We start from the raw sequence: 24873 nt of genomic DNA, 5'->3' as shown, positions 1-24873 counted from the left end.
CAATACAGAGCGTGTCCGGGGGAAAACCAAGAGTGAAGTCTAGGGGGGTCCCTCTCCGGGTTCTTCCTGGTAGGAGTAGCGCTGCTCGCGCCAGGGGTCGGCGACGTTGTGGTAGCCGCGCTCCTCCCAGAAGCCCCGTCGATCTTCGACGAGGTATTCGATGCCGCGCACCCACTTGACGCTCTTCCACGCGTACAGGTGGGGCACCACGATCCGCAGCGGGAAGCCGCGGTCGGGGCTGAGCGGCTTCTCGTCGAGCTCCATGGCGAACAGCGTGTCCGGGGCCACGAAGTCGGCCATGCGCAGGTTGGCGCTGTAGCCGTACTCGGCCCAGATCATCACGTGGCGCACGCCGGGAGCGGGCGGGGCGGCCGCCATGATCGTGGCGGGGGTGACGCCGGTCCACTCGTTGGCCATGAGCGAGAACTTGGTGACGCAGTGGAAGTCCGCGATGCGGGTGGCCCGCGGCAGCCCCTCGAACTCGCTCCAGGAGAACTGGTGCTCCGCCCCGGACACGGTGGCGCCGAAGACCCGGAAGTCCCAGCTCTCCGGTTTGAACCGGGGCACCCTGCCGTAGTGGATCACGGGTCGGCCGCGCGGCACGTACTGGCCTGGAGGCAGGCGCGACTCCTCCACGATCACTCTCCTCACCTGACTCGCCGTGTGGGGCCATCCTGCCATCGGATCGATGATGCTTCGCGGCCGGGTTCGGTGCGCTATCCTTACGGCCTATGCGCAACGCGTTCCTGTTTTGGTATGGCGACGGACCCGAGTCCGTTCGCCATCTGACGCTGCGCTAGCAGACAGGCGAACGAAGGCCCCGGGTCCGACAGGACCCGGGGCCTTCTGTGTTTCCGGACAAAGGAGAAGCTCAGATGGTGATCGTGATGGGCCCCGAGGCCACCGCGGATGATCTTTCGGCGATCGTGTCGGTCGTCCAGGCGGCCGGGGTCGAGGCTTTCGTCAGCAAGGGCGTGAAACGGACGATCGTCGGGCTGGTCGGCGACGTGACCCAGCTCGACCCGGTCACGTTGCGGGGCATGGGCGGGGTGCGCGACGTCATGCGCGTGTCCACCCCGTACAAGCTGGTCAGCAGGGAGAACCACCCGGAACGCTCCACGGTCCACGTGGGCGGCGTGCCGATCGGCCCCGACACCGTGACGTTGATCGCGGGGCCGTGCGCGGTGGAGACGCACCAGCAGACGCTGGACGCGGCCAGGATGGCGCAGGCGGCCGGGGCGGTGCTGCTGCGCGGCGGGGCCTTCAAGCCGCGTACGTCGCCGTACGCCTTCCAGGGGCTGGGCGAGCAGGGCCTGCGCATCCTGGCCGACGTGCGCGAGGAGACCGGGCTGCCCATCGTGACCGAGGTCGTGAACGCCCAGGACGTCGAACTGGTGGCCTCCTACGCCGACATGCTGCAGGTCGGCACCCGCAACATGCAGAACTTCGCGCTGCTGCAGGCGGTCGGGGCGGCCGGTAAGCCGGTGATGCTCAAGCGCGGCATGACCGCCACGATCGAGGAGTGGCTCATGGCCGCCGAGTACATCGCCCAGCGCGGCAACCTGGACATCGTCCTGTGCGAGCGCGGCGTCAGGACGTTCGAGACGGCGACCCGCAACACGCTCGACGTCTCGGCCGTGCCGGTGGCGCAGCGCCTGTCGCACCTGCCGGTGATCATCGACCCGTCCCACTCGGGCGGGCGGCGCGACCTGGTGCTGCCGCTGACCCGCGCGGCCATCGCGGTGGGCGCGGACGGCGTGATCATCGACGTGCACCCGCAGCCGGAGCAGGCGCTCTGCGACGGCCCGCAGGCCCTGGTCGACTCCGACCTGGGCGAGCTGGCCCAGGTCATGAACGACTTCCCGGCGCTGCTCGGCAAGTCCGCCGCGGTCGCGGTCGCCGTCTGACCCGCTGATCCGATGCCGTATTCCGGCCTGCCACGAGCGATCCCGCGCGGATGTACGGCCGGCCGCCGCCACGAGCTGAGCGGCCGGCCGTACTCAGAAGTAACTTGAGTACGTGACCCCATGCGGCGGGCTGTCGCGCGGCGCGACGATGGCCGCATGACGAAGCCCATCCAACCCACGCAGACCACCGCGTACTACGTCCAAACGCTCCTGTCGTTCGCCGTCTCGCTGTCCTCCGTGGTGATCGCCCTGGTCTACCTGCCCGTCGAGGGGTGGGTAAGGGCGTTCCTCGGGCTCGGCCTGCTGTACGTCGTCACCTCGACGATCACGCTGTGCAAGGTCGTACGGGACCGGCAGGAGCAGTCGGAGGTCAGCCAGCGCGTCGACCAGGCGCGGCTGGACAAGCTGCTGACCGAGCACGACCCCTTCAAGGTCAACGCCTGAGGGCGCTAGTCGAGGGTGTACTCCTGGATCGAGTCGGCGAGCTGCACGCACAGCTCCTCGGCGTCGAGCCGCTTCTCGATCTGCTTCAGGTCCTCGATCTTGGCCCGGGTCTCGGCCCGCTTGGGCGCCAGCAGCGAACAGCAGTCCTCGTCGGGCAGCTCGGAGATCTCCAGCGTGCCGATGCGCCGCGCCTCGGCCATGATCTCGGTCTTGTCCCAGCCCACCAGCGGCCGCAGGATCGGCAGCTCCACCGCGTTGTCCTGGGCGGTGATGTTGGTCAGGGTCTGGGAGGAGACCTGGCCGAGCGCGTCGCCGGTGACCAGCGCGGCGGCGTGGATGCGGTGAGCGACCTCCTCGGCCGTCTTGAGCATGAGCCGCCGCTGCGCGATCACCGCCAGGCGGTCCTGGCCGGAGGTGCGGATCGACTGCTGCGCCTTGCCGAACGGCACCACCCACAGCCGCGACCTGCCCTGGAACCGGTCGAGCTTCTTGACCAGCGCGTACGCCTTGTAGATCGACTCGGAGGTGGTGAACGGGATGCCGGAGAAGTGCAGGAAGTCGACGTGCAGCCCGCGCCGCATCATCCGGTAGGCCGCCACCGGCGAGTCGATGCCGCCCGACATGAGCACCAGGGCCCGGCCGCTGCTGCCGACCGGCAGGCCGCCCTGGCCGGGGATGCCGCCGGTGAAGACGAACACCTCGTCCCTGTCGACCTCGATAAACACCGTCAGCTCGGGGTTCTTCAGGTCGACCGGCAGGCCGTACTCGTCGTTGATCGCGCCGCCCACGAGGCGGTCGAGCTCGTTGGAGTGCAGCGGGAAGCGCTTGTCGCGGCGGCGGGAGCGGACGGCGAAGCGGGCGCCCCGCTTGGCCTCCTCGGTCTCGCCGACCAGCTCGAGACCGGCCTTCAGCACGGCGTCGGGGTCCTTGGCGACCCGCCAGGCCCGGTGGATCCAGACCAGCCCGGGAACGTCGGCGACCCGCTGGGCCACGGCCTGCGCCTGCTCGACCGTGGCGCCCTGGGGCAGGAAGATCGCGATCACGCCGTGCCGCTTGCGCACGTCGAGCTTGAGGTCGAGCGACCGGAGCGCGTCACGGATGTTGCTGATCAGGCGGCGTTCGAACAGCTCGCGGTTCTTGCCTTTCAGGACGATCTCGCCCAGCTTGAGCAGAACACATGGCTCGCCCAGGGCGGACATCGTCATGGTGGAACCTCCGGGAAGACGGGGAAGGGCACGCGTCGAAGGCAACGCCGCGCGCCATCGAGTTTAGTCCGCGTCCAGCCCGTGCTCGATCGCATATCGGACCAGTTCGACCCGGCTGTGGAGCTGGAGCTTGCGCAGCGCGTTCTGGACGTGGTTCTGCACCGTGCGGTGGGAGAGCACGAGCCGCTCGGCGATCTGCCGGTAGGACAGGCCCTTGGCGACCAGCCTGAGCACCTCGGTCTCGCGTTCGGTCAGCCGCGGCCCCTCGGCGGGCGCCGGCTGCGCGGCCAGCCGCCGGTATTCGCCGAGCACGAGCCCGGCCAGGCCCGGGGTGAACACGGCGTCGCCGTCGGCGGTGCGGCGTACCGCGTCGAGGAACTCCTCCCGGCTGGCCGATTTCACCAGATATCCGGATGCGCCGGCCTTGACCGCCTCCAGCACGTCGTCCTGCTCGGCACTGGCCGACAACACCAGCACCCTGGGCGGCGGCTCCACCGCGGCCAGCCTGGCGGCCACCTCCGCGCCCGACATATCCGGTAACCGCAGATCGAGCACCACGACGTCCGGCCGCGCCGCCCCGGCCGCCCGTACCGCCTGCCGCCCCTCCCCCACGGTGGCGACGACCTCATATCCGGCCTCGGCGAGATCCCTGGCGACGCCGTCACGCCACATCGGATGGTCGTCCACCACCATCACCCGCACCATGCCGCAACTCTAACCGCGCGCCCCGGCCCCGCCCTCCGGCCGCGGCGCCCCCGAGGCGGGCACACTGATCTCGACCTCCGTGCCCTCCCCCACGCCGCCGGCGAAGGCGACCGTGCCGCCGAGGTCGGCGATCCGGCCGCGGATGGACTGGGCGACCCCCAGGCGACCGGCCGCGGCGGCCTCGGCCAGGCGGCCCTCGGCGATGCCCGGACCCTCGTCCCGCACCGTCACCGTGATCGCGCCGTCCGACGACTCGGCGAAGATCCAGGCGCGGGCGCCGGGCCCGCAGTGGTCCCGTACGTTGTCCAGCGCCGCCCGGACGGCGGCGGCCGTCTCCGCGGCCACCGGCGCGGGCAGGATCATCGGCGTGGCGGGCGTCGAGACCGTCACCTGGGGCGAGGCGTGCGCCAGGAGGAGGTTACGCAGGTCGGCGGACCCCACGGGGACGGGGGCGGAGGCCGGGGCGACGAGCCTGCGCAGCACGGCCTCCTGCTCGCCGGCCAGCCGCCCCAGCTCCGCCGCCTCACCGCCGATCTGCCGGCCGCGCCGCTGGACCAGGGCCAGCACCTGCAGGACCGAGTCGTGGATGTCACGGGCCAGCCGGTCGCGCTCGCGCTGGGCGGCCTCCATCTCGATGGCCCGTTGCATGCGCTCCTCGGCCTGCCTGGCCAGCCGGGCCACGTGGCCGACCACGACGCCCGCCAGGAAGAGCAGGACCGCGCCGTTGATCAGGATGGGCGCCTGGCCGGTGCGGACGCGCAGCCACAGGTCGCCCGCCGCGACGACGGCCGCCGCCACCGCGCCCAGCCGCCTGCCCCCGTGCACGGCCCAGGCCAGCACGGGAGCGGCTATCCACGTCGCGGGCACGGGCATGGTGCCCTCCGCGCCCTGACCGGCGCCCTCGACGTACGGAGAGACCAGCAGGCAGGCCACGGCGACCAGCAGGTCGATCGTCAGCAGCGGCCACCGGCGCACCGACCCGGCCGAATAGGCGAACGTCGCCCCCGCCGTCCACAGCGCCATCACCCCGATCACCAGCCAGCCGAGCACGGGCTGCTCGTAGCCGCGGTGCTGGGCCATCAGCACGGCCGCGTACACCAGCGACGCCACCCGGTAGACCGCGATCGCTCGCCAGAACGGGCCTTCGATAGCCATGAGTCCTTCTCATGTTCCGACAGGGAGGTTGACAGATAGTGGTGATATCCATGCGAATGGGACATCCCGGATGGCACAATCCGGGAACCCCTAATTACCAAGGACCGATAGATGACCTCCGCTGTGAATCATTTCACCTACGGCCTGCTGACCCCTCTGCTCGCCTACGTGATGTCCTGCATCGGATCCATGCTCGGACTGCGGCTCACCGCCCAGGCGCACGCCTCCCGCGGCGGTTCCCGGGTGCGCTGGCTGCTGGGCGCGGCCATCTCGATCGGCGGCACCGGCATCTGGGTCATGCACTTCATCGCCATGATGGGCTTCGAGGTGGAGGGCACCCAGATCAAGTACGACGTGTGGCTCACCGTCGCCTCCGCGGTCGTGGCCATCGTCGTGGTGGGCACCGGCCTGCTGCTGGTCTCGTACGGTGGCGGCCGGGTCCTGGCGCTCCTCGGCGGGGGCCTGCTCACCGGCCTGGGCGTGGCCTCCATGCACTACCTGGGCATGTACGCGATGAACATGTCCGCCCACGTCTCCTATGATCGCCTCACCGTGGCCGCCTCCGTGGTCATCGCGGTCGTGGCCGCGACGGTGGCGCTGTGGTTCACGCTGCGCGTCAAGAAGCCCATCTGGATCACCCTCGCCGCCCTGGTCATGGGCGTGGCGGTCTCGGGCATGCACTACACCGGCATCTACGCGATGCACGTCACGGTCGACGCCGAACCCGGCGTGGTCGCGGGCGCCGACGCGCTCGACTTCCTCGTGCCCCTCATGACCGTGATCAGCCTGATCACGCTGACCATGCTCCTCATGGTGATCCTCTCGCCCTCGGAGGAGGAGCTGCACGAGGACGCCGAGCTGGTCGCCAAGCTGGAGCTGCGCCGGCGTACCACCCAGCAGGAGCAGCTCACCTACCCCGCGCCGCCGCCGCCGATGCCGAGGCCGCGCCGCCAGGCCATGCAGGGCCGCAGAAGATAGTTGCGCGGTCGGCGACTCCCTGTTCATACTCCCTTATCGGTGCGTAGGGGTTTGGGGTGGGGGTCGTGTCGCCGATCGATCATTTTTCCTTCGGGCTGTCAACGCCCGTGCTCGCGTACGTCATGTCCAGCGTGGGCTCCATGCTGGGCCTGCTGCTGACCTCGAGAGCCCGCCTCGCCGGCGGGCGCGAGCGTCATTTATGGCTGGTGGGGGCCGCTTTCGCGATCGGCGGCACGGGCATCTGGACGATGCACTTCCTGGCCATGCTCGGCTTCTCCGTGACCGGCTCGGTGATCCGCTACGACGTGCCGCTCACCGCCCTGTCCGCGCTCATCGCGGTCGTCGTCGTGGGGATGGGCCTGTTCCTGGTCTCCTACGGCGGCGAGCGGCCGGCCTACCTGCTCGGCGGCGGCGTCCTGACCGGCCTCGGCGTGGCCGGCATGCACTACCTCGGCATGTACGCGATGAACATGTCGGCCCTCGTATCCTTCGACCCGGTGATCGTCTCCGTGTCCGTGCTGATCGCGGTGGCGGCGGCGACGGTGGCGCTCTGGTTCACGGTGCGGGTCAGCGGCGCCCTCAAGATCGGCGGTGCGGCGCTGGTCATGGGAGTGGCGGTCTCGGGCATGCACTACACGGGGATGTACTCGATGTCGGTGGCCGTGCACTCCGACATGGTGCCCGTGCCCGGCGTCAAGGCCGTCGACCTGCTGCTGCCGCTGATCGTCGGCATCAGTGTGATCACCGTCGGGCTGCTGCTCGCCGTCATCCTCTCCCCCTCGGAGAAGGAGCTGCGCAGCGAGGCGGAATACCGGGCGCGGCTGCATGGGAACGACGAGGGCGCGCCGGAAGTGGATCTCTTCGGCACGCCCCGCGGTTGAGCTATCTCCCAGGTACGGCTTGCGACGCGTGGTGGGCCGCCGACTCGCCGCGGCGCAAGCCGTACCCTGAGGCGGGGTTGTCGTCGGTGATTGCCCCCGCTGGTTCAGAAGGTACGGCCGCGCGCTTGCAAGCGGCTTTCACTCAGCCGAAGAACACCTCCGCCTCGGAGTAGCGCGAGGCGGGCACGGTCTTCAGCTCGGCCGTGGCCTCGTCGAGCCCGACGCGGACGATCTCGGTGCCGCGCAGGGCGACCATCTTGCCGTAGTCGCCCTCGTGGGCGGCGTCGATGGCCTGCAGCCCGAACCTGGTGGCCAGCACCCGGTCGTAGGCCGTCGGGGTGCCACCGCGCTGGATGTGGCCGAGCACCGTGGTGCGGGCCTCCTTGCCGGTGCGCTTCTCGATCTCCTTGGCCAGCATCTCGCCGATGCCGCCCAGCCGTACGTGCCCGAACGCGTCGAGCTCGCCCGTCTGCAGCTCCATCTGGCCCTCGATCGGGTGGGCGCCCTCGGCGACCACGATGATCGGCGAATAGCGGGTGCGGAAGCGGGACTCGACGTATTCGCAGACCCGGTCGATGTCGAACGGCCGCTCGGGGATGAGGATGACGTTCGCACCGCCCGCCATGCCGGCGTGCAGCGCGATCCAGCCCGCGTGGCGGCCCATGACCTCGCAGATGAGCGCCCGGTGGTGGGACTCGGCGGTGGTGTGGAGGCGGTCGATGGCCTCGGTCGCGATGTTGACCGCGGTGTCGAAACCGAAGGTGTAGTCGGTGCCCGACAGGTCGTTGTCGATGGTCTTGGGCACGCCCACCACATTGACGTGGCGGTCGTACAGCTGTTTGGCGACGCCCAGCGTGTCTTCGCCGCCGATGGCGATCAAGGCGTCGACGCCGGTGGTGGCGAGGTTCTCCTTGATCCGGTCGACCCCGCCCTCAATTTTGATGGGGTTCGTGCGGGAAGAACCCAGTATCGTTCCGCCGCGCGGCAGGATGCCCCGCACGGCCTGGATGTCGAGCGGCATCGTGTCGCCTTCAAGCGGGCCGCGCCAGCCGTCACGGAATCCGACGAACTCGTGACCGTAGACGCTCACCCCCTTACGCACCACGGCCCTGATCACGGCGTTGAGGCCGGGGCAGTCGCCGCCCCCGGTCAGCACTCCAATACGCATGGCGGGTTCCTCCCGATGGGGGTCACCTTGATGTCAGACTCGCATTCTGCCCGTCGTCGCGGGCAGTGGTCTAGACCAAACGCCAGGCTGCCCAGATTGCGGGGGTATTTCGTGAGTGTGTTGGCCATTGACGCCGGGACGACAGGCGTAACCGCTCTCGTAGTCACTGAAAACGGACAAATCGAGTCCAGGGGCTACGAGGAGTTCGCACAGCACTTTCCTTCCCCCGGATGGGTGGAGCACAATCCCGAAGAAATCTGGCAAGCCACGCTTTCCGCGTGCGGCACCGCGCTGAGCGGGGCCACAGGCTCCCCGTCCTGCGTCGGGATCACCACCCAGCGCGAGACCGCCGTGCTCTGGGACCGGCACACGCTGGCCGCGCCGTGCCGGGCCATCGTGTGGCAGGACCGGCGTACGGCCGGGATCTGCGATCGGCTGCGCGAGGCGGGCCACGAGCCGCGCGTGTCGGAGCTGACCGGGCTGCGGCTCGACCCGTACTTCACCGCGACGAAGCTGACCTGGCTCGCCGAGCACGACGAGACCACGTGGGCGGGCGTCCGGTCCGGGAACATCGCCATCGGCACGGTGGACTCCTACCTCATCGCCAGGCTCACGGCGGGCGCGCGGCACGTGACCGACCCGTCCAACGCCTCACGCACCCTCCTGTACGGCCTCGCCTCCGGCGACTGGGAGCCGGAGCTGTGCGAGCTGTTCGGGGTGCCCATGGAGGCCCTGCCCGACATCGTGCCCAACTACGGGCCGCTGGGGCTCACGGAGCCGTCCGCCTTCCTCGGGCTGGAGCTGCCGATCAGCGGGGTGGCCGGCGACCAGCAGGCGGCGCTGTTCGGGCAGACGTGCTTCGACGTGGGGGACGTCAAGTGCACCTACGGCACGGGTTCGTTCGTGCTGGCCAACCTCGGCGGGGAGATCGTCCGTTCCGACAAGGGGCTGCTGACCACGGTGGCCTGGCAGACGCCGTCGGGCGAGCGCACGTTCGCGCTGGAGGGGTCGATCTTCGTGACCGGGGCCGCCGTGCAGTGGCTGCGCGACGGGCTGGGGCTGATCGGCACGGCGCCGGAGTCCGAGGCCGTGGCGCGCACGGTGCCCGACAGCGGGGGCGTGGTGTTCGTACCGGCTCTGACGGGGCTCGGGGCGCCGCACTGGGCCCCCGGCGCGCGCGGGCTGATCACCGGCATCACGCGGGGCACGACGCGGGCGCACCTGGTCAGGGCCACGCTGGAGGCGATCGCGTTCGAGGTGCGGGACGTGGTGGAGGTGATGACCGGGGGCGCCGTACCGGTGCTCAAGGCCGACGGCGGGGCCGCCTCGAACGACCTGCTCATGCAGCTCCAGGCCGACCAGCTCGGGGCGGCGGTGGAGCGCCCGGCGATCCAGGAGACCACGGCCCTCGGCGCCGCCTTCCTGGCCGGGCTGGGAGCGGGCGTGTGGGCCTCGCGGGCCGAGCTGCGCCATACGTGGCAGCTCGAACGCCGCTTCGAGCCCGGCCCGCGGGACGACGCCGCCTACGAGCGCTGGCGGGCCGCCGTCCAGCTGGCCTCCCGGCGATAGGACGCGCCCGCGGTTCGTCACCGCCCTCGTGCGTGGAAGACGCGGGCCGTCCGCGCGTAGCCGATGGAGGCGGCGACGCGGTCGGCGGTCGCGGTGCCCAGCTCGCGTTCGGTGATCCACAGGCCCAGGTCCAGCCCGGCGCTCAGCGCTCCGGCGGTGATGCGGTCGCCGGCGTCGACGACGCGTTCCTCGACGACGTCCACGCCGTAGGATCGCAGCTCCTCGTACGCGTTGTGGTTGGTGGTCGCCTGCCGATCGGCCAGCAGCCCGGCGGCGGCGAGCAGCAGCCCGCCGGTGCACACCGAGGCCATCCAGCGGGTCGAGGGCGCCACCTCCGCGAGCCTGGACGGGAGCACGCCGAGCTGCGCCTCGGCCCAGGCGCCCGCCGGGGCCCGGTTCAGCCATCCGCCGCCCGGCACGATCACCCCGTCGGCCCGCCCCAGGACGCTGGGCACCTCGACCCTGACGGAGCGCATGCTGGTCACGGTGCCGGGCCGCTCGGCGGCGACCAGCTCGACGGTGAGCCCGGCTATGGACAACACCTCGAACGGCCCGAACACGTCCAGTTCGTCGAAGCCGTCGAAGACCACGATCTCGATTCGCACGCAGCCATGATCTCGCCGCGGCGCCGTCCCGGCGAGTGGCAACCTTGCCATCGTGCGTAGGGAATCCGCCACGCGTCGCGTCGCCGTGCTCGCCCTGCCGTCGGTCGTGGCCTTCGACCTGACGATCGCGACACACGCGTCCGTTCGGGCATGAGGGGCGGGGCCGCCGGCGCCGCCGACACCGTCATCGTGCCCGGGTTCGCCCGCGGGCGCGCTCCGGAGTCGAACCTGATCCGGCGCCATCCGCTGAAGTACGCGAGCCACCGAGCCTCGTCGAGCGCGTGCGCGTACCAGCCGATCGCCTCGTAGATCCAGCGGGCCGTCGCCCGGACTTCCTGGGAGCGTCGTACGCTCTCCGGCATCGCCGACAACAGTGTCAGCGCGTCCCGATGCCGGCCCCCGTCCCAGCACGCCTCATGCCGGCAAGTTCCGAGCGTCAACCCAAGGTTGACGGGAGTGGGTCGTCAACCTATGGTTGACGCATGGAGAGAATCGTTCGTCTCGACGACCTCATCAACGCGATCAAGGGCCGCCATCCGGACGGCGACCCGCTGGAAGAGCTGGCCGACGCCGTGACGCTGGGTGAGCACATCGGCGAGGTGGCCGACCATCTGATCGGGCACTTCGTGGACCAGGCCAGGCGGTCCGGGGCGTCCTGGACCGACATCGGGCGCAGCATGGGGGTCAGCAAGCAGGCCGTGCAGAAGCGGTTCGTGCCCAAGGACGGCGGCTCCCTGGCCGGGGAGCTGCGGGCCTACGCCCGCTACACCGATCGGGCCCGCCGGGTCGTCGTGCGGGCGCAGAAGGAGGCCCAGGATGCGGGGCAGGGCCACATCGAGGTGGGACACCTGGTGCTGGGGCTGCTGAGCGAGCCGGACGGGCTGGCGGCCAAGGCCATGGTGACGCTCGGGGCCTCGCCGGAGGCGGTCGCGGAGGCCGCCAGGGCAGCGCTCGGGCCGGGCGGGGAGCCGACGATCGAGGCGGTGCCGTTCGCGGCGCAGAGCAAGAAGGCGCTGGAGCTGACGTTGCGCGAGGCGCTGCGGCTGGGCCACCCCTTCGTCGGGACCGAGCACCTGCTGCTGGGCGTGCTGTCGCTGGACGACGAGCCGGTGACCCGGGCGCTGGCCGAGCTGGGCGTGACCAGGGAGCCCGCCGAGCGTGAGATCGTCCGGACGCTCGGCGAGATCCTGCGGGACACCATGGCCTGATCGAGACCTGGTGTCCCGGGAGGGGCGCGTCAGGGGGCGCCTGCCGGGCCCTGGGCGAAGCGGGTCAGGAGGTTGGTGGTCGCGCGGCGGGTGAAGGCAGCCGCGCGGTCGGAGACGCCGTGGCCGCACCGCTCCCCCCGCATCGCGCACACCCAGCGCATCGTCCCCGACGCGAACACCCCCGCCCCGCTGGGCGCCACGTAGTAGGTGCTGTCGGAGTGGGTCGCCCGCCCGCCGCCGCAGGAGTACGGCGACTCCGCCAGCACCTGGACGTTCCCCGGCGACCCGCGCGACACCTTGTCGGACTCCACGCCGACCATCCCCGGGAAGCGCCTCCCCTTGGTCCCGGCGAAGATCCAGTGGTGCGGCCGCGTCACCCGGTAGGCGCCTTCCGCCGGGAAGCAGTCGTACATCTGCCCCACCAGCGTGCTCTCCGGCTTGGAGTCCCGCCACAGCCGGCAGAGCCGCTCCTTGTCGCAGGCGATCGTCCGGTCGTGCATCGCGATCCGCCAGTAGACGGCGTTGGCGCCGAGGAAGGCCAGGTTCGTGCCGGCGTCCCTGGCCGTGGTGACGACCGTGCGCATGCCGGGCGACCAGTACTCGTCGTGCCCCAGCGACACCACCGCGCGGGCGCCGTCGAGCACGCCGGGCTTGAGGTCCAGGTTCGTCAGGTACGCCAGCGGCACGTGGCTCTGCTCGGCCACGGCCAGCGCCTCCTTCTCGAAGTCCAGGAAGAGCCGGGCGCCGTCGTCGTCGTACGGGCGGTCGAAGGTCACGGCGCGGGAGCGGTCGGCGTACCCGCGCGGGCCCGTGTAGAGGCTGTGGCCGCCCCACCGGTTGTACGCCTGCCAGGTCGTGACCGCGTTCACCATCACCACCCGGCCGGCGGTGGAGGCCGAGCGCACGGTGATCGGGACGTACCGCTGGGCGCCGGTCGAGGCGTCGAGCCTGATCAGGTACGCGCCCTCGGGCCAGCCCGCGGTGTCCACGGTGAGCGAGGGCCGCCAGTGGGCCGCGCTCACCGTGCCGCCCACGAGCCGCATCGGCGCCTGCCGTACACCCTGGACGGCGGGCGACTCCCATACCTTGACCGGGTTCGCGCCCATGCGGAAGGCGCGCGCCGAGAAGCGCGGAGCGGTCGTCGAGACCCGCAGCCCGAAGCGCTCGCCCGGCAGGACGCTCACCCGGTCGGCGTAGCCCTCGATCTCGTGCTCCGCGCCGCGCCGGGTGATGTGCCACGACTCCTGCACCTCCGCCGCGGGCGGAGGCGGCCCGGCCTGGTCAGGTCGCTGGACCGGGACTGGGGCGGGAGCCGGGGGCGAGCCGCCGCACCCGGCGACGACGACCAGCGACGACAGCATGACGAGGATCTTTCGCACCCGTCCATGGTCATGACCGAACGACCCGATGAGCCGTGACTTGGCGAACTCCTTACATGATCAGCACACAGGCCGGGCTTTCGACCTCGTACGACTCCTCCGAGGGCTCGGGCACGCCGTCCTCGAGCCGGAAGACGGTGACGGCGTCCGAGTGCTGGTCGGCCACGTACATGGTGGTCCCGTCGAGGGCGAAGTGCCTGGGCCAGTCGCCGCCCGCCGACACCTCCGCCACGTACGACAGGTCGGCGGCGCGCAGCACCGTGACGGTGTCGGGCCCGCGGTTGGCGACGTACACGAGGTCGCCGGCGAGCTGGAGGTGGGACGGGGCGTTCTTGCCCTGCGCGCGCGAGGCGGGGACGACCGTGTGGCGCCCGTCCTCGATGAGGGTGACGGTGCCGGCCAGCTCGCCCGCCACGTAGAGGCGCGATCCGGAGAAGGCGAAGTGGCGCGGGCCCGTGCCGGGCTCGAGCCTGATCGGCTCCAGCGCGGTGCCGTCGTAGCGGTAGCGGCGGATCTCGTCGGTGCCGAGGTCGGAGACGTGCAGGATCCCGTCGTGGAAGACGGCCTCGTGGGCGTGCGGGCCCTCCTGGCGCTCCGGGTCCGGGCCCGAGCCCTGGTGGCGCAGCACGATCGGCTCGCCCTCGAACGCGCCGCGATCGTCGAGGCGGTAGACGACGGCGACGCCGTCGCCGTAGTTGGCCGCCGCGAGCACGCTGCCGGTCGGATCCACGGCGACGTGGCAGGGCAGGGAGCCTTCGCTCGGCCGCTCGTCCAGCACGTCGAGGGTCTCGCCCACCTGGAACGCGGTGAGCCAGCCGCGTTCGAGCTCGCCCGCCGCGTACAGCACCGGCAGGGTGGGATGGGCGGCCAGGAACGACGGCGAGGCCACTCTGGTGAGCCCGCCGCCGACCGTGACGATGCCGGGGCCGTATCCGCCTATGTAGACGCGCTTCACAACAGGGATCCTCTCATGGTTGACTGTAGCAATGAGTTCGTTGACAGAGGCAAGGGTCTCTGAGGTCAGGGCCTTCAACCGGTTCTATACGAAAGTGATCGGCGTGCTGCAGGCGGGCATGCTCGACTCGCCGTACTCGCTGACCGAGGTGAGGGTGCTGTTCGAGCTGGCGCACGCCGCGCCGATGGAGACCGGGGCGCTGCGCTCCCTGCTCGACCTGGACGCGGGCTACCTCAGCCGCATCCTGGCGCGCTTCGAGACCGACGGGCTGATCTCGCGCGAGCGCTCCTCGTCGGACGCCCGCAAGCAGCTCGTACGGCTCACCTCCGGGGGCACGCAGACGTTCGCGGACCTCGACAGGCGCTCGGCCGAGGAGATCGAGCGGCTGCTGTCCGGGCTGCCGGACGAGAGCCAGGGGCGGCTGGTGGCCGGCATGGCCACGATCAGGGAGCTGCTGGGCGACGGGGGCGCCGGGCAGCCGTACGTGATCAGGCCCCCGCGCACCGGCGACCTGGGCTGGGTCGTCTACCGGCACGGCGACCTCTACAGCCGCGAGTACGGCTGGGGCACGGAGTTCGAGCAGCTCGTCGCCAGGATCGTCGGCGATCTGGACTTCTCCCGGGACGCCGGGTGGATCGCCGAGGTGGGCGGGGAGCGGGCCGGCTGCGTGTTCTGCGTGCGGCAGGACGAGACGACGGCCAAGCTGCGGCTGCTGCTGGTGGAGCCGTCCGCCAGAGGGCTGGGGCTCGGGCGGCGGCTCGTGGAGGAGTGCCTGCGGCACGCGCGGGCCGAGGGGTACAAGCGGATCACGCTGTGGACCCGCGACAGCCTGGTGAGCGCGCGGCGGATCTACGAGGGGACCGGGTTCGCGCTGGACTCGGAGGAGAGGGGCGTGGAGAACGGGGTCGAGGTCACCGAGCAGATGTGGTCACGCGACCTCTAGGCCACCAGTTGAGCGGGCCCGCCAGGCGCATCAGGCTCGGCACCAGCACCGCCCTGATCACGGTCGCGTCGACCAGCACGGCCACCGCCATGCCGACGCCCAGCATCTGCACGAACATCACCTGCGCCGTGGCGTAGGCGGCGAACGTGAGCGCCAGGATCCCGCCGGCGGCCGTGATCAGCGGCGCGCCCCGCTGCAGGCCGGTGGCCACGGCCTCCTCGGTGTCGCCGGTCCGGTCGTACTCCTCCTTGATGCGGGAGAGCAGGAAGACCTCGTAGTCCATCGACAGGCCGTACGCGACGCAGAGCATCAGGATCGGGATGCTGGGGTCGAGCGTGCCCGTCGGGGTGAAGCCGAGGAGGCCGGCGAGGTTGCCGTCCTGGAAGACCCAGACGATGGCGCCGAACATGACGCCCATGCTGAGCAGGTTCAGCAGGGACGCCTTGAGCGGGATGATCAGGCTCCTGGTCATCCCGAAGAGGACCAGGAACGTGACGCCGAGCATGAGGGCCAGCACCAGGGGGAGCCGGTCGACGATGGAGGCGCGGTAGTCGGCCAGCTCGGCCGGGTAGCCGCCGACCAGGATCTCGAAGGGCGGCTCGACGGCGCGTACGGACTGGACCAGCCGCACCGGGTCGTCGGCCAGCGTCTCGGCGGACGGGACCACGGACAGCCAGGCGTCCCGGACCGACCCGCGCCGGAACCTCTCGGGGTCGCCGTCGCCCACCCGGTCGCCGTCCGCGAACGAGCCGGCGGCGGAGTCGACCTGGGCGACCCCGGGGAGCCGGGACAACGCCACCGCATACTGCGAAATATCGCCTGACGTCTGATTTTTGGCGATTATCTGGATGGCATCGGTCTCCTCCGCCGGGAAAGACTGCCGGATGATCTCCTGCGTCTGCCGGGACGACGCCTCCAGGGGCAGGATGCGGTCGTCGGCCACGCCGAACCGCAGCCCCAGGAACGGCGAGGCGAGCAGCAGCAGCACCGCCGTGGCCAGCCCGCCGAAGACCAGCGGCCGCCGCATCACCCGGACGGCCAGCGCGTGCCAGAACCCCGCCTCCCGCTCCGGCCCGACCCGCTTGGGGAGCACCGTGGCCCCGATCGAGGCCAGCACGGCGGGCAGCACGATCACCGCCGCGAAGAGGCCGCCGGCGACGACGGCGATGCCCGCGTACGCGAAGGATCTCAGGAAGTCGAACGGCAGCGCGAACAGCACGGCCAGGGACGAGGCCACGGTGAGCCCGCTGAACAGCACCGTCCGCCCCGCGTGCTCCACGGCCCCGGCCACCGCGCTCGCCCGGTCAGCGCCGCGCCGCGTCTCCTCGCGGAAGCGCTGGATGACGAACAGGCAGTAGTCGATGCCGAGCCCGAGCCCCATCGCGAGGGTCAGGTTCAGGGCGAACGTGGAGATCCCGGTGAAGGCCAGGGGCACCCGCAGCAGCGCCAGCCCGATCACCATCGCGAACACCCCGGCCAGGATCGGCGCCAGGGCCGCCATGGCGCGCCGCTGGTAGAGCCAGAGCAGCGCGAACGCCAGCGGGAAGATGACCAGCTCGGCCCGTACGAAGTCCTGCCTGGACAGCGGCACGGCCTCCCTGAAGACCTCCTCCCCTCCCCCGGCCCGCACCTGGAGCAGGCCGGTGCCCTCGGTGACCTCGGGCACGAGCCCGGGCAGCACCCGCCCGCGCACGTGGTCGGCGTCCCCGGGGATGCGCACCACGATCAGCGCGTGCCTGCCGTCCTCGCTGCGCATGGTGGCGGGCCTGCCGCGGGTCCAGTACGAGGCGGACTCGGCGACCCCCTCCCGCCCACCGATCCGCGCGGTCAGCGCCCTGCCCTCGGCCTCGACCGCGGGGTCGTCCACGGTGCCGGCCTTCGCGGTCACCAGGAAGATCATGTCGGGACTGCCGGTCCCGAACCGCCGTACCAGCTCGGCCTGCGCCCGGTCCGACTCCGACCCCGGCGCCTCGAACCTGGCCAGCGACAACCGCGGCACCGTCCCGGCCGCCAGCGCCGCGGCGACGGCGAGCACGACCAGGGCCAGGACGAGCACGGCCCGGCGGCGCCGGGCGATAAGGAAGCCCAGCCTGCGCAGCGGTGGCCCGGCCGTCTTCGTGTGGACCGGCCGTGGCCGCGTGTTCAGCGCCATGTAAGGTGCCCCCGCCTCAAAACTCGGTAAACTACTCGTGTTTGCTCTCCCAACCAGAAATACAAGTTAATGCTCGCATTTGTCAACGAGGAGACCCATGCCTGAACGCACGGTCCGCCGGCAGGCGCGCGGCCTGAAGCGCATGGCGGAGATCCTCGACGCCGCCGAGTCGGTGATCGCCGAGGTCGGATACCCGGACATGACGACGAACCACGTCGCCACGCGGGCGGGGATGTCGCCCGGGTCGCTCTACCAGTTCTTCCGCAACAAGGAGGAGATCCTCGACGGGCTCGTGGCCCGCTACACCGACGACCGGCAGGAGTTCTGGGCCGCCCGGCTGGCTGCCGTCACCCCGGAGGTGCCGCTGGAGGCGCTGGTGGGGCAGGTCGTGGACGAGAGCGTCAGGTTCAAGAGCGCGTCACCGGCGTACTGGTCGCTCCTGTACGGGTCGGCGACGGGCGACCAGCTGGCCTCGGCCTCGCGGCGGCTGCACGACGACATCGCCCGGCAGGTCGCGGCCATGCTCCGCCGCCGCTCCCCCGGTCTGGCGGAGGAGCGCGCCGCGCTCATGGGGACGATGGCGGTGGCCATGGTGAAGGCGGTGATGCCGCTGGTCACCACCGCGACGCCGGAGCGCGGCGCGGAGCTGGTGGCGGAGCTGAAGCTGGCCCTGGTGCGCTATCTGGGCTGAGCGCGGACCGAAGCTGGCCCTGGTGCGCTATCCGAGCCGAGCGCGGGCCGCGCGCTCAGCCGCGGAAGGGGCCCGACACCTCGAAGGTGTGGCCCTCGGTGCGGCCGCGCCGGGCCGAGAAGTAGAGCCGATCGCCCTCCGGCGAGAACGCCAGCCCGGTCAGCTCCGCCCCGGCGTGCCCCTCCAGCCTGAGGAACGGCGTGACCGCGCGGTCGGGGGTGATGACGTCGATCTCCGTCGTCTCCCTGGCCACGTACAGGTCGCCGGAGGGGGCGGCGGTGATGGCGCGCACGCCCTCGCACAGCCGCTCGAGCGCGGAGGTCTGCGCGTCGTAGGCCCACAGGCCCGTGTCGCCCTTGGTCGTGAAGTAGCACACCCCGCCCGCGTAGTGGCAGCCGTCGCCGCCGTCGAAGTGGCGGGCGCCCTCGACCTGGTGGCGAGCCTCCGTGCGCAGCGCCGCCGGCGAGGGCACCACCTGCCAGTGGCCCGAGGAGCACAGCACCTCCAGCGTGCCCTCCGTCAGGTCGCCCCAGTCGCTCGGCCGGAACCGGTAGAAGCAGCCGTCGGGCTCGTCCTCGGTCATGTAGACGACGCGCCGCTCGGGGTCGCAGGCGGCGGCCTCGTGCTTGAAGCGGCCCATGGCCAGGCGGGGGCGGGCGGCGCGGGCGCCGTACGGGTCGCACTCGAAGACGCGGCCGCGGTGGCCCAGCTCGCACGACAGCCAGGTGTGCCACGGCGTGGCGCCGCCCGCGCAGTTGAGGTCGGTGCCCGACAGGATGCGGTAGGCGTCGCCGACGGTGCCGTCGGCGCGGAAGCGCAGCGCCGACGCGCCGCCGAGCAGGGGCAGCTCGGAGTTGGACACGTAGATCCAGCCGGCGCCGTCGGGGAAGCAGGCGCCGCCGTCGGGGGCCGCGTGCCAGGTCAGCCCGGCGACCTTGTGGCCCGAGCGGGCCACCACCCTGCCGGTGAAGCCTGAGGGCAGCGCGAGGCCGTCGGCGCCCGGCAGGCCGAGCGGTCCGTACGGGCTGATGCCGCCCGGCAAGAGCGGGCCCGTGCGGAGGAGAGTCTTGTGGGACATCGTGGGGCCTCCCTCTAGGTGCCACGCTAGTCGACCGCACCGACATGAATGGCAGGGACTCGCGACATCAAACTCTGCGCAAACCCCGAACTCCCACTGCGCGATCATCCGGCCAACTCGCGTCGGCGGGCCCCCGCCAGGGGGAACGGCCCCGCCGGCAAGCATGTCGGCGGGCCTGACGGCGGGCATGTCGGCGCGGATGTCGGCGGCGATGTCGGCGGCGATGTCGGCGGGGATGTCGGCGGGGATGTCGGCGGGCATGCCAAAGCCCGGGCTCCCGTGCGGGCTCCCGGGCTTTCTGGCAGGTCAGGCCTGGGCCTGGAACATCCAGTGCTGCTTGTCGATGTCCTGCGCCACCGCGATGAGCAGATCCTGGGTGACCGGGTCGGGCTCGTCGGTGGCCCGGACGCGCTCGTGCATGCGCTTGCTGACACCGTCCAGCAGGTCGGTGATCGTCGCCACGACCTTCCCGTCCTCGATCCAGCCGGACTCCGGCTGCTGGAGCTTCGTGGACCTGGCGACCGTGGTGGAACGTCCGTCCGGGTTGATCCCGACGGCGACGGCGCGTTCGGCGATGGTGTCCATGTGGGACCTGGCGAGGTCGGTGAGCTCGTCGAGCTGGAGGTGGATCGGGCGGAAGTGAGGGCCGATGAGGTTCCAGTGCGACTGCTTGGCGACCAGCGAGAGGTCGATGAGATCGACCAGGGCGCCCTGCAGGGCCCGCGCGACGGTGTCCTTGGCCTCTCCCGAGAGTGGGCCGGTGATCATGGCCATGTCCTGTTCCTCCCCATCGATAGGAGTTTTCCCTCTTTAGAACGACATGGCGGCGGCCATTCTTCCGCAACGTTGACAGTGTAACAATGACAGTGTCATTGTGGAGGTATGAGCGACACCTCCGCCTCCACCGAGCCCATCGGTTGGACCATCGGCGAGCTGGCCGAGCGCGCGGCGCTGGCGCTGCGCGCAAGCTCGGACGGCGCATCCGCCGGCAACGGCCGGGTCCGCGATGTGCCCGGCGAGCGGCTGATCAGGTGGTATACGACGATCGGGCTGGTGGACCCGCCGCTGACCAGGCGCGGCCGCATCGCCCAGTACGGGCGGCGGCACCTGCTGCAACTCGTGGCCGTGAAACGGCTGCAGGCCGCCGGGCACTCGATCGCCCAGATCCAGGCGGCCCTCGCGGGCGCCACGGACCGCATGCTGGAAACCGCCGCGGGTGCGGGCACTCCCCCCATGACCGGCGCCGTGCGCGACCGGGTGGGCCCTGGCTCGAGCGAGGCACCCGACGGCGCGCACCCGGCAGCCGGCGCCCGCCCGGGCAGTGGCGCGGCCGAGCGCGGGGCGCCTGAGCGCGGCGCGACCGGGCAGGAAGCGGCCGAGCGCGGAGCGACGGATGCCGGTGGCGATGTGCGGGCCGGTGGCGATACACGGGCCGACGGCGATGTACGGGCCGACGGCGATGTACGGGCCGACGGCGATGTACGGGCCGACGGCGATGCACGGGCCGGCGGCGATGTGCGGGCCGGTGGCGATGAGGTGCCGGGCACGGCCGAAGCCGGGCATGATCGGCATGGCGGCGACCGGGAGTCGGTGCGGGGGCGGTTCTGGGCTGAGCGGCCGGGGAAGGGCAGCGTGCGGGCTTCAGGGGCGGCACATCAGCTGACCGAGCCGGCCGACGGGCATCGCAGCAGCCCGAGCGCGCCCGGCGCGCCAAGCGGGGCCCATTCGACCGCGCCGGGCGGCATGCCCGAAAACCGGCCGGGTGGGGCGGTTGTCGTGGGGGTCAGGTTGGGGGATGGGGTGCGGCTGGTGCTGGACGCCGGCCGGGTCCCGTCGGAGGAGGACGTTCAGGCGGTGCTGGCGGCAGCGGGGCCGTTGCTCGCGGTGCTCGAAGAAAGGGAGCTCATATGAAGATCACTTCGCTGGAGCCCGCACGGTGCCTGCCGGTGCCGGACGCCGGGTTCGGCGCGCTGCGAACCGAGCGCGGCAACCTGCCGCTCGAGAGCGTTGACGTGAACGCCGGCATCTCCGGCCTCATCGCCGGGGTCGAGGTGACGCAGGGGTTCAGGAATCCGTTCGACGTCACCCTGGAGGCCACGTACGTCTTCCCGCTGCCCGACCGGGCGGCCGTCACCGGGTTCCGGATGGAGGCCGACGACCGGGTGATCGAGGGCGTGCTGAAGGAGCGCGCCCAGGCCAGGGCCGACTACGACCAGGCGTTGCGCGAGGGCAGGCGGGCGGCGATCGCCGAGGAGGACCGGCCCGACGTGTTCACGATCCGGGTGGGCAACATCCTGCCCGGCGAGCGCGTCTCGGTCCGGCTGACCATGAGCCAGCCCCTGCCGTACGAGGACGGGGCGGCCACGTTCCGGTTCCCGCTGGTCGTGGCCCCGCGCTACATCCCGGGCAACCCCGTCGACGGCCCGTCCGCGGGCGACGGCGTCGCGCCCGACACCGACGCGGTGCCGGACGCGTCCAGGATCAGCCCGCCGGTCCTGCTGCCCGGCTTCCCCGACCCGGTGCGCCTGTCGCTGAGCGCGACCGTGGACGCGGCCGGGCTGGAGCTGCGCGAGCTGGCCTCCAGCCTGCACGTGGTGGAGGAGGAGGGCCACACGGTACGCCTGCGTCCCGGCGAGCGCCTCGACCGCGACTTCATCCTGCGGCTGTCGTTCGACGCGTCCACGTCCCTGCAGCTCGACAGCCGGGGGACCTTCGCGCTCACGGTCGTGCCGCCGCCTCTCCAGTCCACGCGCCCGCCGCGCGACCTGGTGCTGGTGCTCGACCGTTCCGGCAGCATGGGCGGCTGGAAGATGGTCGCCGCGAGGCGGGCCGCCGCCCGCATCGTCGACACGCTGACGGCCCAGGACAGGTTCGCGGTGCTGACGTTCGACTCGGTGGTGGAGGAGGCGTTCGAGGGCCTGGTGGAGGCCTCCGACCGCAACCGCTACCGCGCCGTCGAGCACCTCGCGCGGGTGGACGCCCGCGGCGGCACCGAGCTGCTGGAGCCGCTGCGCCGGGCCGTCGCCCTGCTGGGCGGCCGCGACGAGCGCGAACGGGTCGTGGTCCTGGTCACCGACGGCCAGGTGGGCAACGAGGACCAGATCCTGGAGCAGGCGGGCGGCGCCCTGTCCGCGATGCGCGTGCACACGGTCGGCATCGACCGCGCCGTGAACGCCGGCTTCCTCGGCCGCCTGGCCGGGCTCGGCGCGGGCCGGTGCGAGCTGGTCGAGTCGGAGGACCGGCTGGACGCGGCCATGGAGCAGATCCACCGCAGGATCGGCGCCCCCCTGGTGACCGACCTCTCCCTCAAGGGGCTCGAGCTCGAACCGGACACCGTCACCCATCTCGGGTCGATCTTCCCGGGCGTGCCGCTGCGCGTGTACGGGCGCCACCGCGAGGGCTCCTCGCTGACCGTGCGCGGCCTGGCGGCCGGAGGACCGTGGGAGGAGCAGGTCACGGGCGTAACGGTGGACAATCCGGCCATCCAGGCCGTGTGGGCCCGCGCGCACCTGCGGGAGCTGGAGGACCGCTACGCCATGGGCGAGCACGACCTGGAGCCGCGGATCGTGCGGACGTCGCTGGAGTACGGCGTGCTGTGCCGCTTCACCGCGTACGTGGCGGTCGACACCAGGCAGGTCGCCGACGGAGGGCCGGAGCATCGCGTCATCCAGCCGGTCGAGCCGCCGAGCGGGTGGGAGCTGCCGCAGAACCCGCCGATGATGGGCTTCATGGCGCAGGCGGCGGTGATGGCCGCCCCGCCGGCCGCACCGCCGGCCGCCCCGCGGATGCGGATGCCGGACCCCGGTCTCGGTTCCGCCGACGCGTCACCGGACTTCCTGACCGGTGGGCCGGCGGGAGGCGGAGGAGGGTTCGCCGGGCCTCCGAGTCCGGCCCCCTTCGCGCCGGGCGGGCCCCGTGGTGGCCCCCGTGGTGGCAGGGCGCCGAAGTCCGCGCCGCGTCCCGGTCACCCGCTGGACTCGGTCCGGCCGCAGTTGGTGGCCGAGCTCGACCGGCTGAAGGCGCTGCCCATGGCCGACCTGCTCTACCTGGCGGACCTGGGCTCGCGACTGGCGGCGCTGGCGGCGTACCTCGGGGGCAACGCGGAGCTGGAGACGCTGGCCCGCGAGCTGGAGGCCGCCGAGCGACCGGGCGCCGACGCCCAAGCCCTGCACGACCGTGCGGTGGAGGTCCTCACCACCCTCGTGGGCGGCTCCGGCCCGGGCGGGTCCGGGGGCCCTCGCCGCGGACCCTTCTGGAAGCGCTCGTAGGCCTGCTCCGGGGGTCCGGCCGGGCCCCCGGAGGAACTGGGCCAGGCGTCGTGATCATGAACGGCGGGTGGCGGGCAAGGGCCGGGAAATTCACGGGAAGGCGTCTGTCCGACCCGGTCGCGCTGTTCTATCGTCACTGAGCATGGCGACCTCTCGCGCCCCGCTCCGCTTCGCCGAAGCAGTGTCCGCCACCGTCTCGGAGAGCACCGGATCCGGCTTCTTCTTCGACTACGACGGCACCATCGCCCCGATCATGCGCGACCCTGGCGCGGTGTTCCCCGTGGCCGGTGCGCTGGAACGGCTGCAGGTGCTGGCCAGGCTCGTGAGCAAGGTCGCGATCGTGTCCTCCCGCCCGGCCGCGTACCTGCGGGACCGCTTCTCGGGCGCTCCCCAGCTGCGCCTGTTCGGCCTGTACGGCATGCAGACCGTCGAGGACGGCCGCGTGCGCACGGACGCCGAGGCCGAGCCGTGGGCCCCCGTCATGCGGCGGGTGGCCGAGGAGGCCGCCCGCGACCTGCCGCGCGAGATCCTGATCGAGGACAAGGCGCTGATCGTGGCGCTGCACTACCGCTCGGCCCCGGCGCTGCGCGGCGCGGTCGAGCGGTGGTCGTCCCGCAAGGCGGCCGAGCTGGGGCTGCGGGAGCAGTACGGGCGCATGGTCGTCGAGCTCAGGCCGCCCGTCGAACGCGACAAGGGCACGGTCGTCGCCCGCGAGATCGAGACGCTGACCCGCGCCTGGTACTTCGGCGACGACCTCTCCGACGGCCGGGCCTTCGACGCGTTGCGCGGCAGGGAGGAGCGGGACCCGGCCTTCATGGGCGTCCGGGTCGCGGTGGCGAACACCGAGACGGGCGACGAGCTGGCCCGCGTGGCGGACTTCACGGTGGAGTCCCCCGAGGACACGCCGGCCCTGCTCGACCACGTGATCAGCGCCTTCCCCGGTCGGCCTCCGGTGGTGGGCGCGGGCTCACGCCACCGGTAGGCGGCCACGGGCCCGCCCACGTGCTCGTACCCTGGTGGGGTGACTGCACTTGTCCTGGACGGCGGCCTGTCCACCCAGCTCGAACGGCTCGGCGCCGACCTCGGCGACGAGCTCTGGTCGGCGCGGCTGCTGCTGGAGCGGCCCGAGGTGATCCGGCGCGCCCACGCCGACTACTTCGCGGCGGGCGCCGACGTGGCCACGACCGCCAGCTACCAGGCCACGATCGCCGGGTTCGTCCGGCGCGGCCTGGACGTGGCGGCGGCCGAGCGGCTGATCAGGCTGTCGGTCGAGCTGGCCGCGCAGGCACGCGACGAGGCCGGGCACGGGCTGGTGGCGGCCTCGGTCGGCCCGTACGGCGCCTTCCTGGCCAACGGCGCCGAATACACCGGCGACTACGACCTCGACGAGGACGGCCTGTTCGACTGGCACCTGCCGCGCTGGGAGATCCTCGCCTCGGCCGGAGCCGACCTGCTGGCCTGCGAGACGATCCCGTCCTATCCCGAGGCCGGTGACCCCCTTCGAATCCGGTGGCGACCTCGCCGAACCCGCGCTGGCCCGGCACGTCGCCGACGGAGTCGCGGCGGGAGCGGGAGGAGTGTT

24 protein-coding genes are annotated in these 24873 nt (G+C 71.9%); 13 read left to right on the top strand and 11 right to left on the bottom strand.

What is annotated here, in order from left to right; genetic code table 11:
- Positions 1 to 39 precede the first annotated feature (39 nt).
- Positions 40 to 636 (bottom strand): molybdopterin-dependent oxidoreductase, encoded by a 597-nt coding sequence (locus ACWEPL_RS32190; RefSeq protein WP_452438416.1) that lies wholly within the window; start codon positions 634 to 636, stop codon positions 40 to 42.
- A gap of 239 nt (positions 637 to 875) precedes the next feature.
- On the opposite strand from ACWEPL_RS32190, the gene aroF reads away from it, so the two are divergent.
- Positions 876 to 1907 carry a 3-deoxy-7-phosphoheptulonate synthase gene (gene aroF, locus ACWEPL_RS32185; protein WP_452438415.1) on the top strand — a complete coding sequence of 344 codons (1032 nt, stop codon included), beginning with the start codon at positions 876 to 878 and terminating at the stop codon, positions 1905 to 1907.
- Positions 1908 to 2063: 156 nt separating this feature from the next.
- Positions 2064 to 2351 (top strand): YiaA/YiaB family inner membrane protein, encoded by a 288-nt coding sequence (locus tag ACWEPL_RS32180; protein ID WP_363963565.1) that lies wholly within the window; start codon positions 2064 to 2066, stop codon positions 2349 to 2351.
- Between the two features lie 5 nt (positions 2352 to 2356).
- Here the strand turns inward: ACWEPL_RS32180 and thiI are convergent, their stop codons facing one another.
- The 3 genes from thiI to macS all read right to left on the bottom strand — a co-directional run bounded on the left by thiI (position 2357) and on the right by macS (position 5416).
- Positions 2357 to 3556, bottom strand: a complete 1200-nt coding sequence (thiI, locus tag ACWEPL_RS32175) for a tRNA uracil 4-sulfurtransferase ThiI (RefSeq protein ID WP_363963563.1) — start codon at positions 3554 to 3556, stop codon at positions 2357 to 2359.
- A gap of 63 nt (positions 3557 to 3619) precedes the next feature.
- Entirely contained in the window at positions 3620 to 4261 is a 642-nt protein-coding gene (locus ACWEPL_RS32170) for a response regulator transcription factor (RefSeq protein ID WP_319710515.1), read from the bottom strand.
- 9 nt (positions 4262 to 4270) lie between these two features.
- Complete coding sequence (macS, locus tag ACWEPL_RS32165; RefSeq protein WP_452438414.1) at positions 4271 to 5416, bottom strand: MacS family sensor histidine kinase; 1146 nt, start codon at positions 5414 to 5416, stop codon at positions 4271 to 4273.
- Between the two features lie 111 nt (positions 5417 to 5527).
- Here macS and ACWEPL_RS32160 point away from each other — a divergent pair, with 111 nt between their 5' ends.
- Together ACWEPL_RS32160 and ACWEPL_RS32155 are read left to right on the top strand one after the other, a co-directional pair.
- Positions 5528 to 6394 carry an MHYT domain-containing protein gene (locus ACWEPL_RS32160; protein WP_452438413.1) on the top strand — a complete coding sequence of 289 codons (867 nt, stop codon included), beginning with the start codon at positions 5528 to 5530 and terminating at the stop codon, positions 6392 to 6394.
- A 65-nt stretch (positions 6395 to 6459) separates the two neighbouring features.
- A complete protein-coding gene (locus tag ACWEPL_RS32155; protein ID WP_452438412.1) occupies positions 6460 to 7275 on the top strand; it encodes an MHYT domain-containing protein in 816 nt (271 codons plus the stop codon).
- A gap of 142 nt (positions 7276 to 7417) precedes the next feature.
- Here the strand turns inward: ACWEPL_RS32155 and ACWEPL_RS32150 are convergent, their stop codons facing one another.
- Positions 7418 to 8443 carry a 6-phosphofructokinase gene (locus ACWEPL_RS32150; protein ID WP_363963555.1) on the bottom strand — a complete coding sequence of 342 codons (1026 nt, stop codon included), beginning with the start codon at positions 8441 to 8443 and terminating at the stop codon, positions 7418 to 7420.
- Between the two features lie 111 nt (positions 8444 to 8554).
- Between ACWEPL_RS32150 and ACWEPL_RS32145 the strand changes: the two genes are divergently transcribed.
- A complete protein-coding gene (locus ACWEPL_RS32145; protein ID WP_452438411.1) occupies positions 8555 to 10012 on the top strand; it encodes an FGGY family carbohydrate kinase in 1458 nt (485 codons plus the stop codon).
- Between the two features lie 17 nt (positions 10013 to 10029).
- Here the strand turns inward: ACWEPL_RS32145 and ACWEPL_RS32140 are convergent, their stop codons facing one another.
- A complete protein-coding gene (locus ACWEPL_RS32140; protein ID WP_452438410.1) occupies positions 10030 to 10617 on the bottom strand; it encodes a DJ-1/PfpI family protein in 588 nt (195 codons plus the stop codon).
- Positions 10618 to 10767: 150 nt separating this feature from the next.
- Between ACWEPL_RS32140 and ACWEPL_RS32135 the strand changes: the two genes are divergently transcribed.
- Together ACWEPL_RS32135 and ACWEPL_RS32130 are read left to right on the top strand one after the other, a co-directional pair.
- Positions 10768 to 10926 carry a hypothetical protein gene (locus tag ACWEPL_RS32135; RefSeq protein WP_452438409.1) on the top strand — a complete coding sequence of 53 codons (159 nt, stop codon included), beginning with the start codon at positions 10768 to 10770 and terminating at the stop codon, positions 10924 to 10926.
- 173 nt (positions 10927 to 11099) lie between these two features.
- Positions 11100 to 11825, top strand: a complete 726-nt coding sequence (locus ACWEPL_RS32130; protein ID WP_452438408.1) for a Clp protease N-terminal domain-containing protein — start codon at positions 11100 to 11102, stop codon at positions 11823 to 11825.
- A 29-nt stretch (positions 11826 to 11854) separates the two neighbouring features.
- Here ACWEPL_RS32130 and ACWEPL_RS32125 read toward each other — a convergent pair whose 3' ends face one another.
- Positions 11855 to 13204, bottom strand: a complete 1350-nt coding sequence (locus ACWEPL_RS32125) for a N,N-dimethylformamidase beta subunit family domain-containing protein (protein WP_452438407.1) — start codon at positions 13202 to 13204, stop codon at positions 11855 to 11857.
- Between the two features lie 52 nt (positions 13205 to 13256).
- Complete coding sequence (locus tag ACWEPL_RS32120) at positions 13257 to 14159, bottom strand: lactonase family protein (protein ID WP_452438406.1); 903 nt, start codon at positions 14157 to 14159, stop codon at positions 13257 to 13259.
- Between the two features lie 94 nt (positions 14160 to 14253).
- Here ACWEPL_RS32120 and ACWEPL_RS32115 point away from each other — a divergent pair, with 94 nt between their 5' ends.
- Positions 14254 to 15102, top strand: coding sequence for a bifunctional helix-turn-helix transcriptional regulator/GNAT family N-acetyltransferase (locus ACWEPL_RS32115; protein ID WP_452438405.1), 849 nt, complete (start codon positions 14254 to 14256; stop codon positions 15100 to 15102).
- Here the strand turns inward: ACWEPL_RS32115 and ACWEPL_RS32110 are convergent.
- Complete coding sequence (locus ACWEPL_RS32110) at positions 15071 to 17254, bottom strand: MMPL family transporter (protein ID WP_452438404.1); 2184 nt, start codon at positions 17252 to 17254, stop codon at positions 15071 to 15073. The two genes, ACWEPL_RS32115 and ACWEPL_RS32110, sit on opposite strands and share 32 nt — an antisense overlap.
- A 97-nt stretch (positions 17255 to 17351) precedes the next feature.
- Here ACWEPL_RS32110 and ACWEPL_RS32105 point away from each other — a divergent pair, with 97 nt between their 5' ends.
- Positions 17352 to 17945, top strand: a complete 594-nt coding sequence (locus tag ACWEPL_RS32105; protein ID WP_350729002.1) for a TetR/AcrR family transcriptional regulator — start codon at positions 17352 to 17354, stop codon at positions 17943 to 17945.
- Positions 17946 to 18000: 55 nt separating this feature from the next.
- On the opposite strand, the gene ACWEPL_RS32100 is transcribed toward ACWEPL_RS32105, so the two are convergent.
- The gene (locus ACWEPL_RS32100; RefSeq protein ID WP_452438403.1) at positions 18001 to 19023 is read right to left on the bottom strand and encodes an alkaline phosphatase PhoX; all 1023 of its coding nucleotides are present in this window, start codon (positions 19021 to 19023) and stop codon (positions 18001 to 18003) included.
- Between the two features lie 306 nt (positions 19024 to 19329).
- Entirely contained in the window at positions 19330 to 19797 is a 468-nt protein-coding gene (locus ACWEPL_RS32095) for a Dps family protein (RefSeq protein WP_350728998.1), read from the bottom strand.
- A 108-nt stretch (positions 19798 to 19905) separates the two neighbouring features.
- Between ACWEPL_RS32095 and ACWEPL_RS32090 the strand changes: the two genes are divergently transcribed.
- The 4 genes from ACWEPL_RS32090 to mmuM form a co-directional block, all read left to right on the top strand.
- On the top strand, positions 19906 to 20934 hold the full coding sequence (locus ACWEPL_RS32090; protein WP_452438402.1) for a MerR family transcriptional regulator: 1029 nt from the start codon (positions 19906 to 19908) through the stop codon (positions 20932 to 20934).
- A complete protein-coding gene (locus tag ACWEPL_RS32085; RefSeq protein ID WP_452438401.1) occupies positions 20931 to 23291 on the top strand; it encodes a VIT domain-containing protein in 2361 nt (786 codons plus the stop codon). The genes ACWEPL_RS32090 and ACWEPL_RS32085 overlap by 4 nt, the downstream gene beginning before the upstream one ends.
- A 142-nt stretch (positions 23292 to 23433) precedes the next feature.
- On the top strand, positions 23434 to 24273 hold the full coding sequence (gene otsB, locus ACWEPL_RS32080) for a trehalose-phosphatase (protein ID WP_452438400.1): 840 nt from the start codon (positions 23434 to 23436) through the stop codon (positions 24271 to 24273).
- Positions 24274 to 24312: 39 nt separating this feature from the next.
- A partial coding sequence (gene mmuM, locus ACWEPL_RS32075; protein ID WP_452438399.1) for a homocysteine S-methyltransferase occupies positions 24313 to 24873 on the top strand: 561 nt, incomplete at its 3' end.

This window comes from Nonomuraea sp. NPDC004186, from assembly GCF_053603495.1.
This window is presented reverse-complemented; position numbering and strand designations above follow the sequence as displayed.

Bases quoted from the DNA above. Each gene is read 5' to 3' on its own strand.
- aroF (WP_452438415.1), top strand. From the start codon at position 876: ATGGTGATCGTGATGGGCCCCGAGGCCACCGCGGATGATCTTTCGGCG.
- ACWEPL_RS32180 (WP_363963565.1), top strand. From the start codon at position 2,064: ATGACGAAGCCCATCCAACCCACGCAGACCACCGCGTACTACGTCCAA.
- thiI (WP_363963563.1), bottom strand. From the start codon at position 3,556: ATGACGATGTCCGCCCTGGGCGAGCCATGTGTTCTGCTCAAGCTGGGC.
- ACWEPL_RS32170 (WP_319710515.1), bottom strand. From the start codon at position 4,261: ATGGTGCGGGTGATGGTGGTGGACGACCATCCGATGTGGCGTGACGGC.
- macS (WP_452438414.1), bottom strand. From the start codon at position 5,416: ATGGCTATCGAAGGCCCGTTCTGGCGAGCGATCGCGGTCTACCGGGTG.
- ACWEPL_RS32160 (WP_452438413.1), top strand. From the start codon at position 5,528: ATGACCTCCGCTGTGAATCATTTCACCTACGGCCTGCTGACCCCTCTG.
- ACWEPL_RS32150 (WP_363963555.1), bottom strand. From the start codon at position 8,443: ATGCGTATTGGAGTGCTGACCGGGGGCGGCGACTGCCCCGGCCTCAAC.
- ACWEPL_RS32135 (WP_452438409.1), top strand. From the start codon at position 10,768: ATGAGGGGCGGGGCCGCCGGCGCCGCCGACACCGTCATCGTGCCCGGG.
- ACWEPL_RS32130 (WP_452438408.1), top strand. From the start codon at position 11,100: ATGGAGAGAATCGTTCGTCTCGACGACCTCATCAACGCGATCAAGGGC.
- ACWEPL_RS32110 (WP_452438404.1), bottom strand. From the start codon at position 17,254: ATGGCGCTGAACACGCGGCCACGGCCGGTCCACACGAAGACGGCCGGG.
- ACWEPL_RS32105 (WP_350729002.1), top strand. From the start codon at position 17,352: ATGCCTGAACGCACGGTCCGCCGGCAGGCGCGCGGCCTGAAGCGCATG.
- ACWEPL_RS32100 (WP_452438403.1), bottom strand. From the start codon at position 19,023: ATGTCCCACAAGACTCTCCTCCGCACGGGCCCGCTCTTGCCGGGCGGC.
- ACWEPL_RS32095 (WP_350728998.1), bottom strand. From the start codon at position 19,797: ATGGCCATGATCACCGGCCCACTCTCGGGAGAGGCCAAGGACACCGTC.
- ACWEPL_RS32090 (WP_452438402.1), top strand. From the start codon at position 19,906: ATGAGCGACACCTCCGCCTCCACCGAGCCCATCGGTTGGACCATCGGC.
- ACWEPL_RS32085 (WP_452438401.1), top strand. From the start codon at position 20,931: ATGAAGATCACTTCGCTGGAGCCCGCACGGTGCCTGCCGGTGCCGGAC.
- otsB (WP_452438400.1), top strand. From the start codon at position 23,434: ATGGCGACCTCTCGCGCCCCGCTCCGCTTCGCCGAAGCAGTGTCCGCC.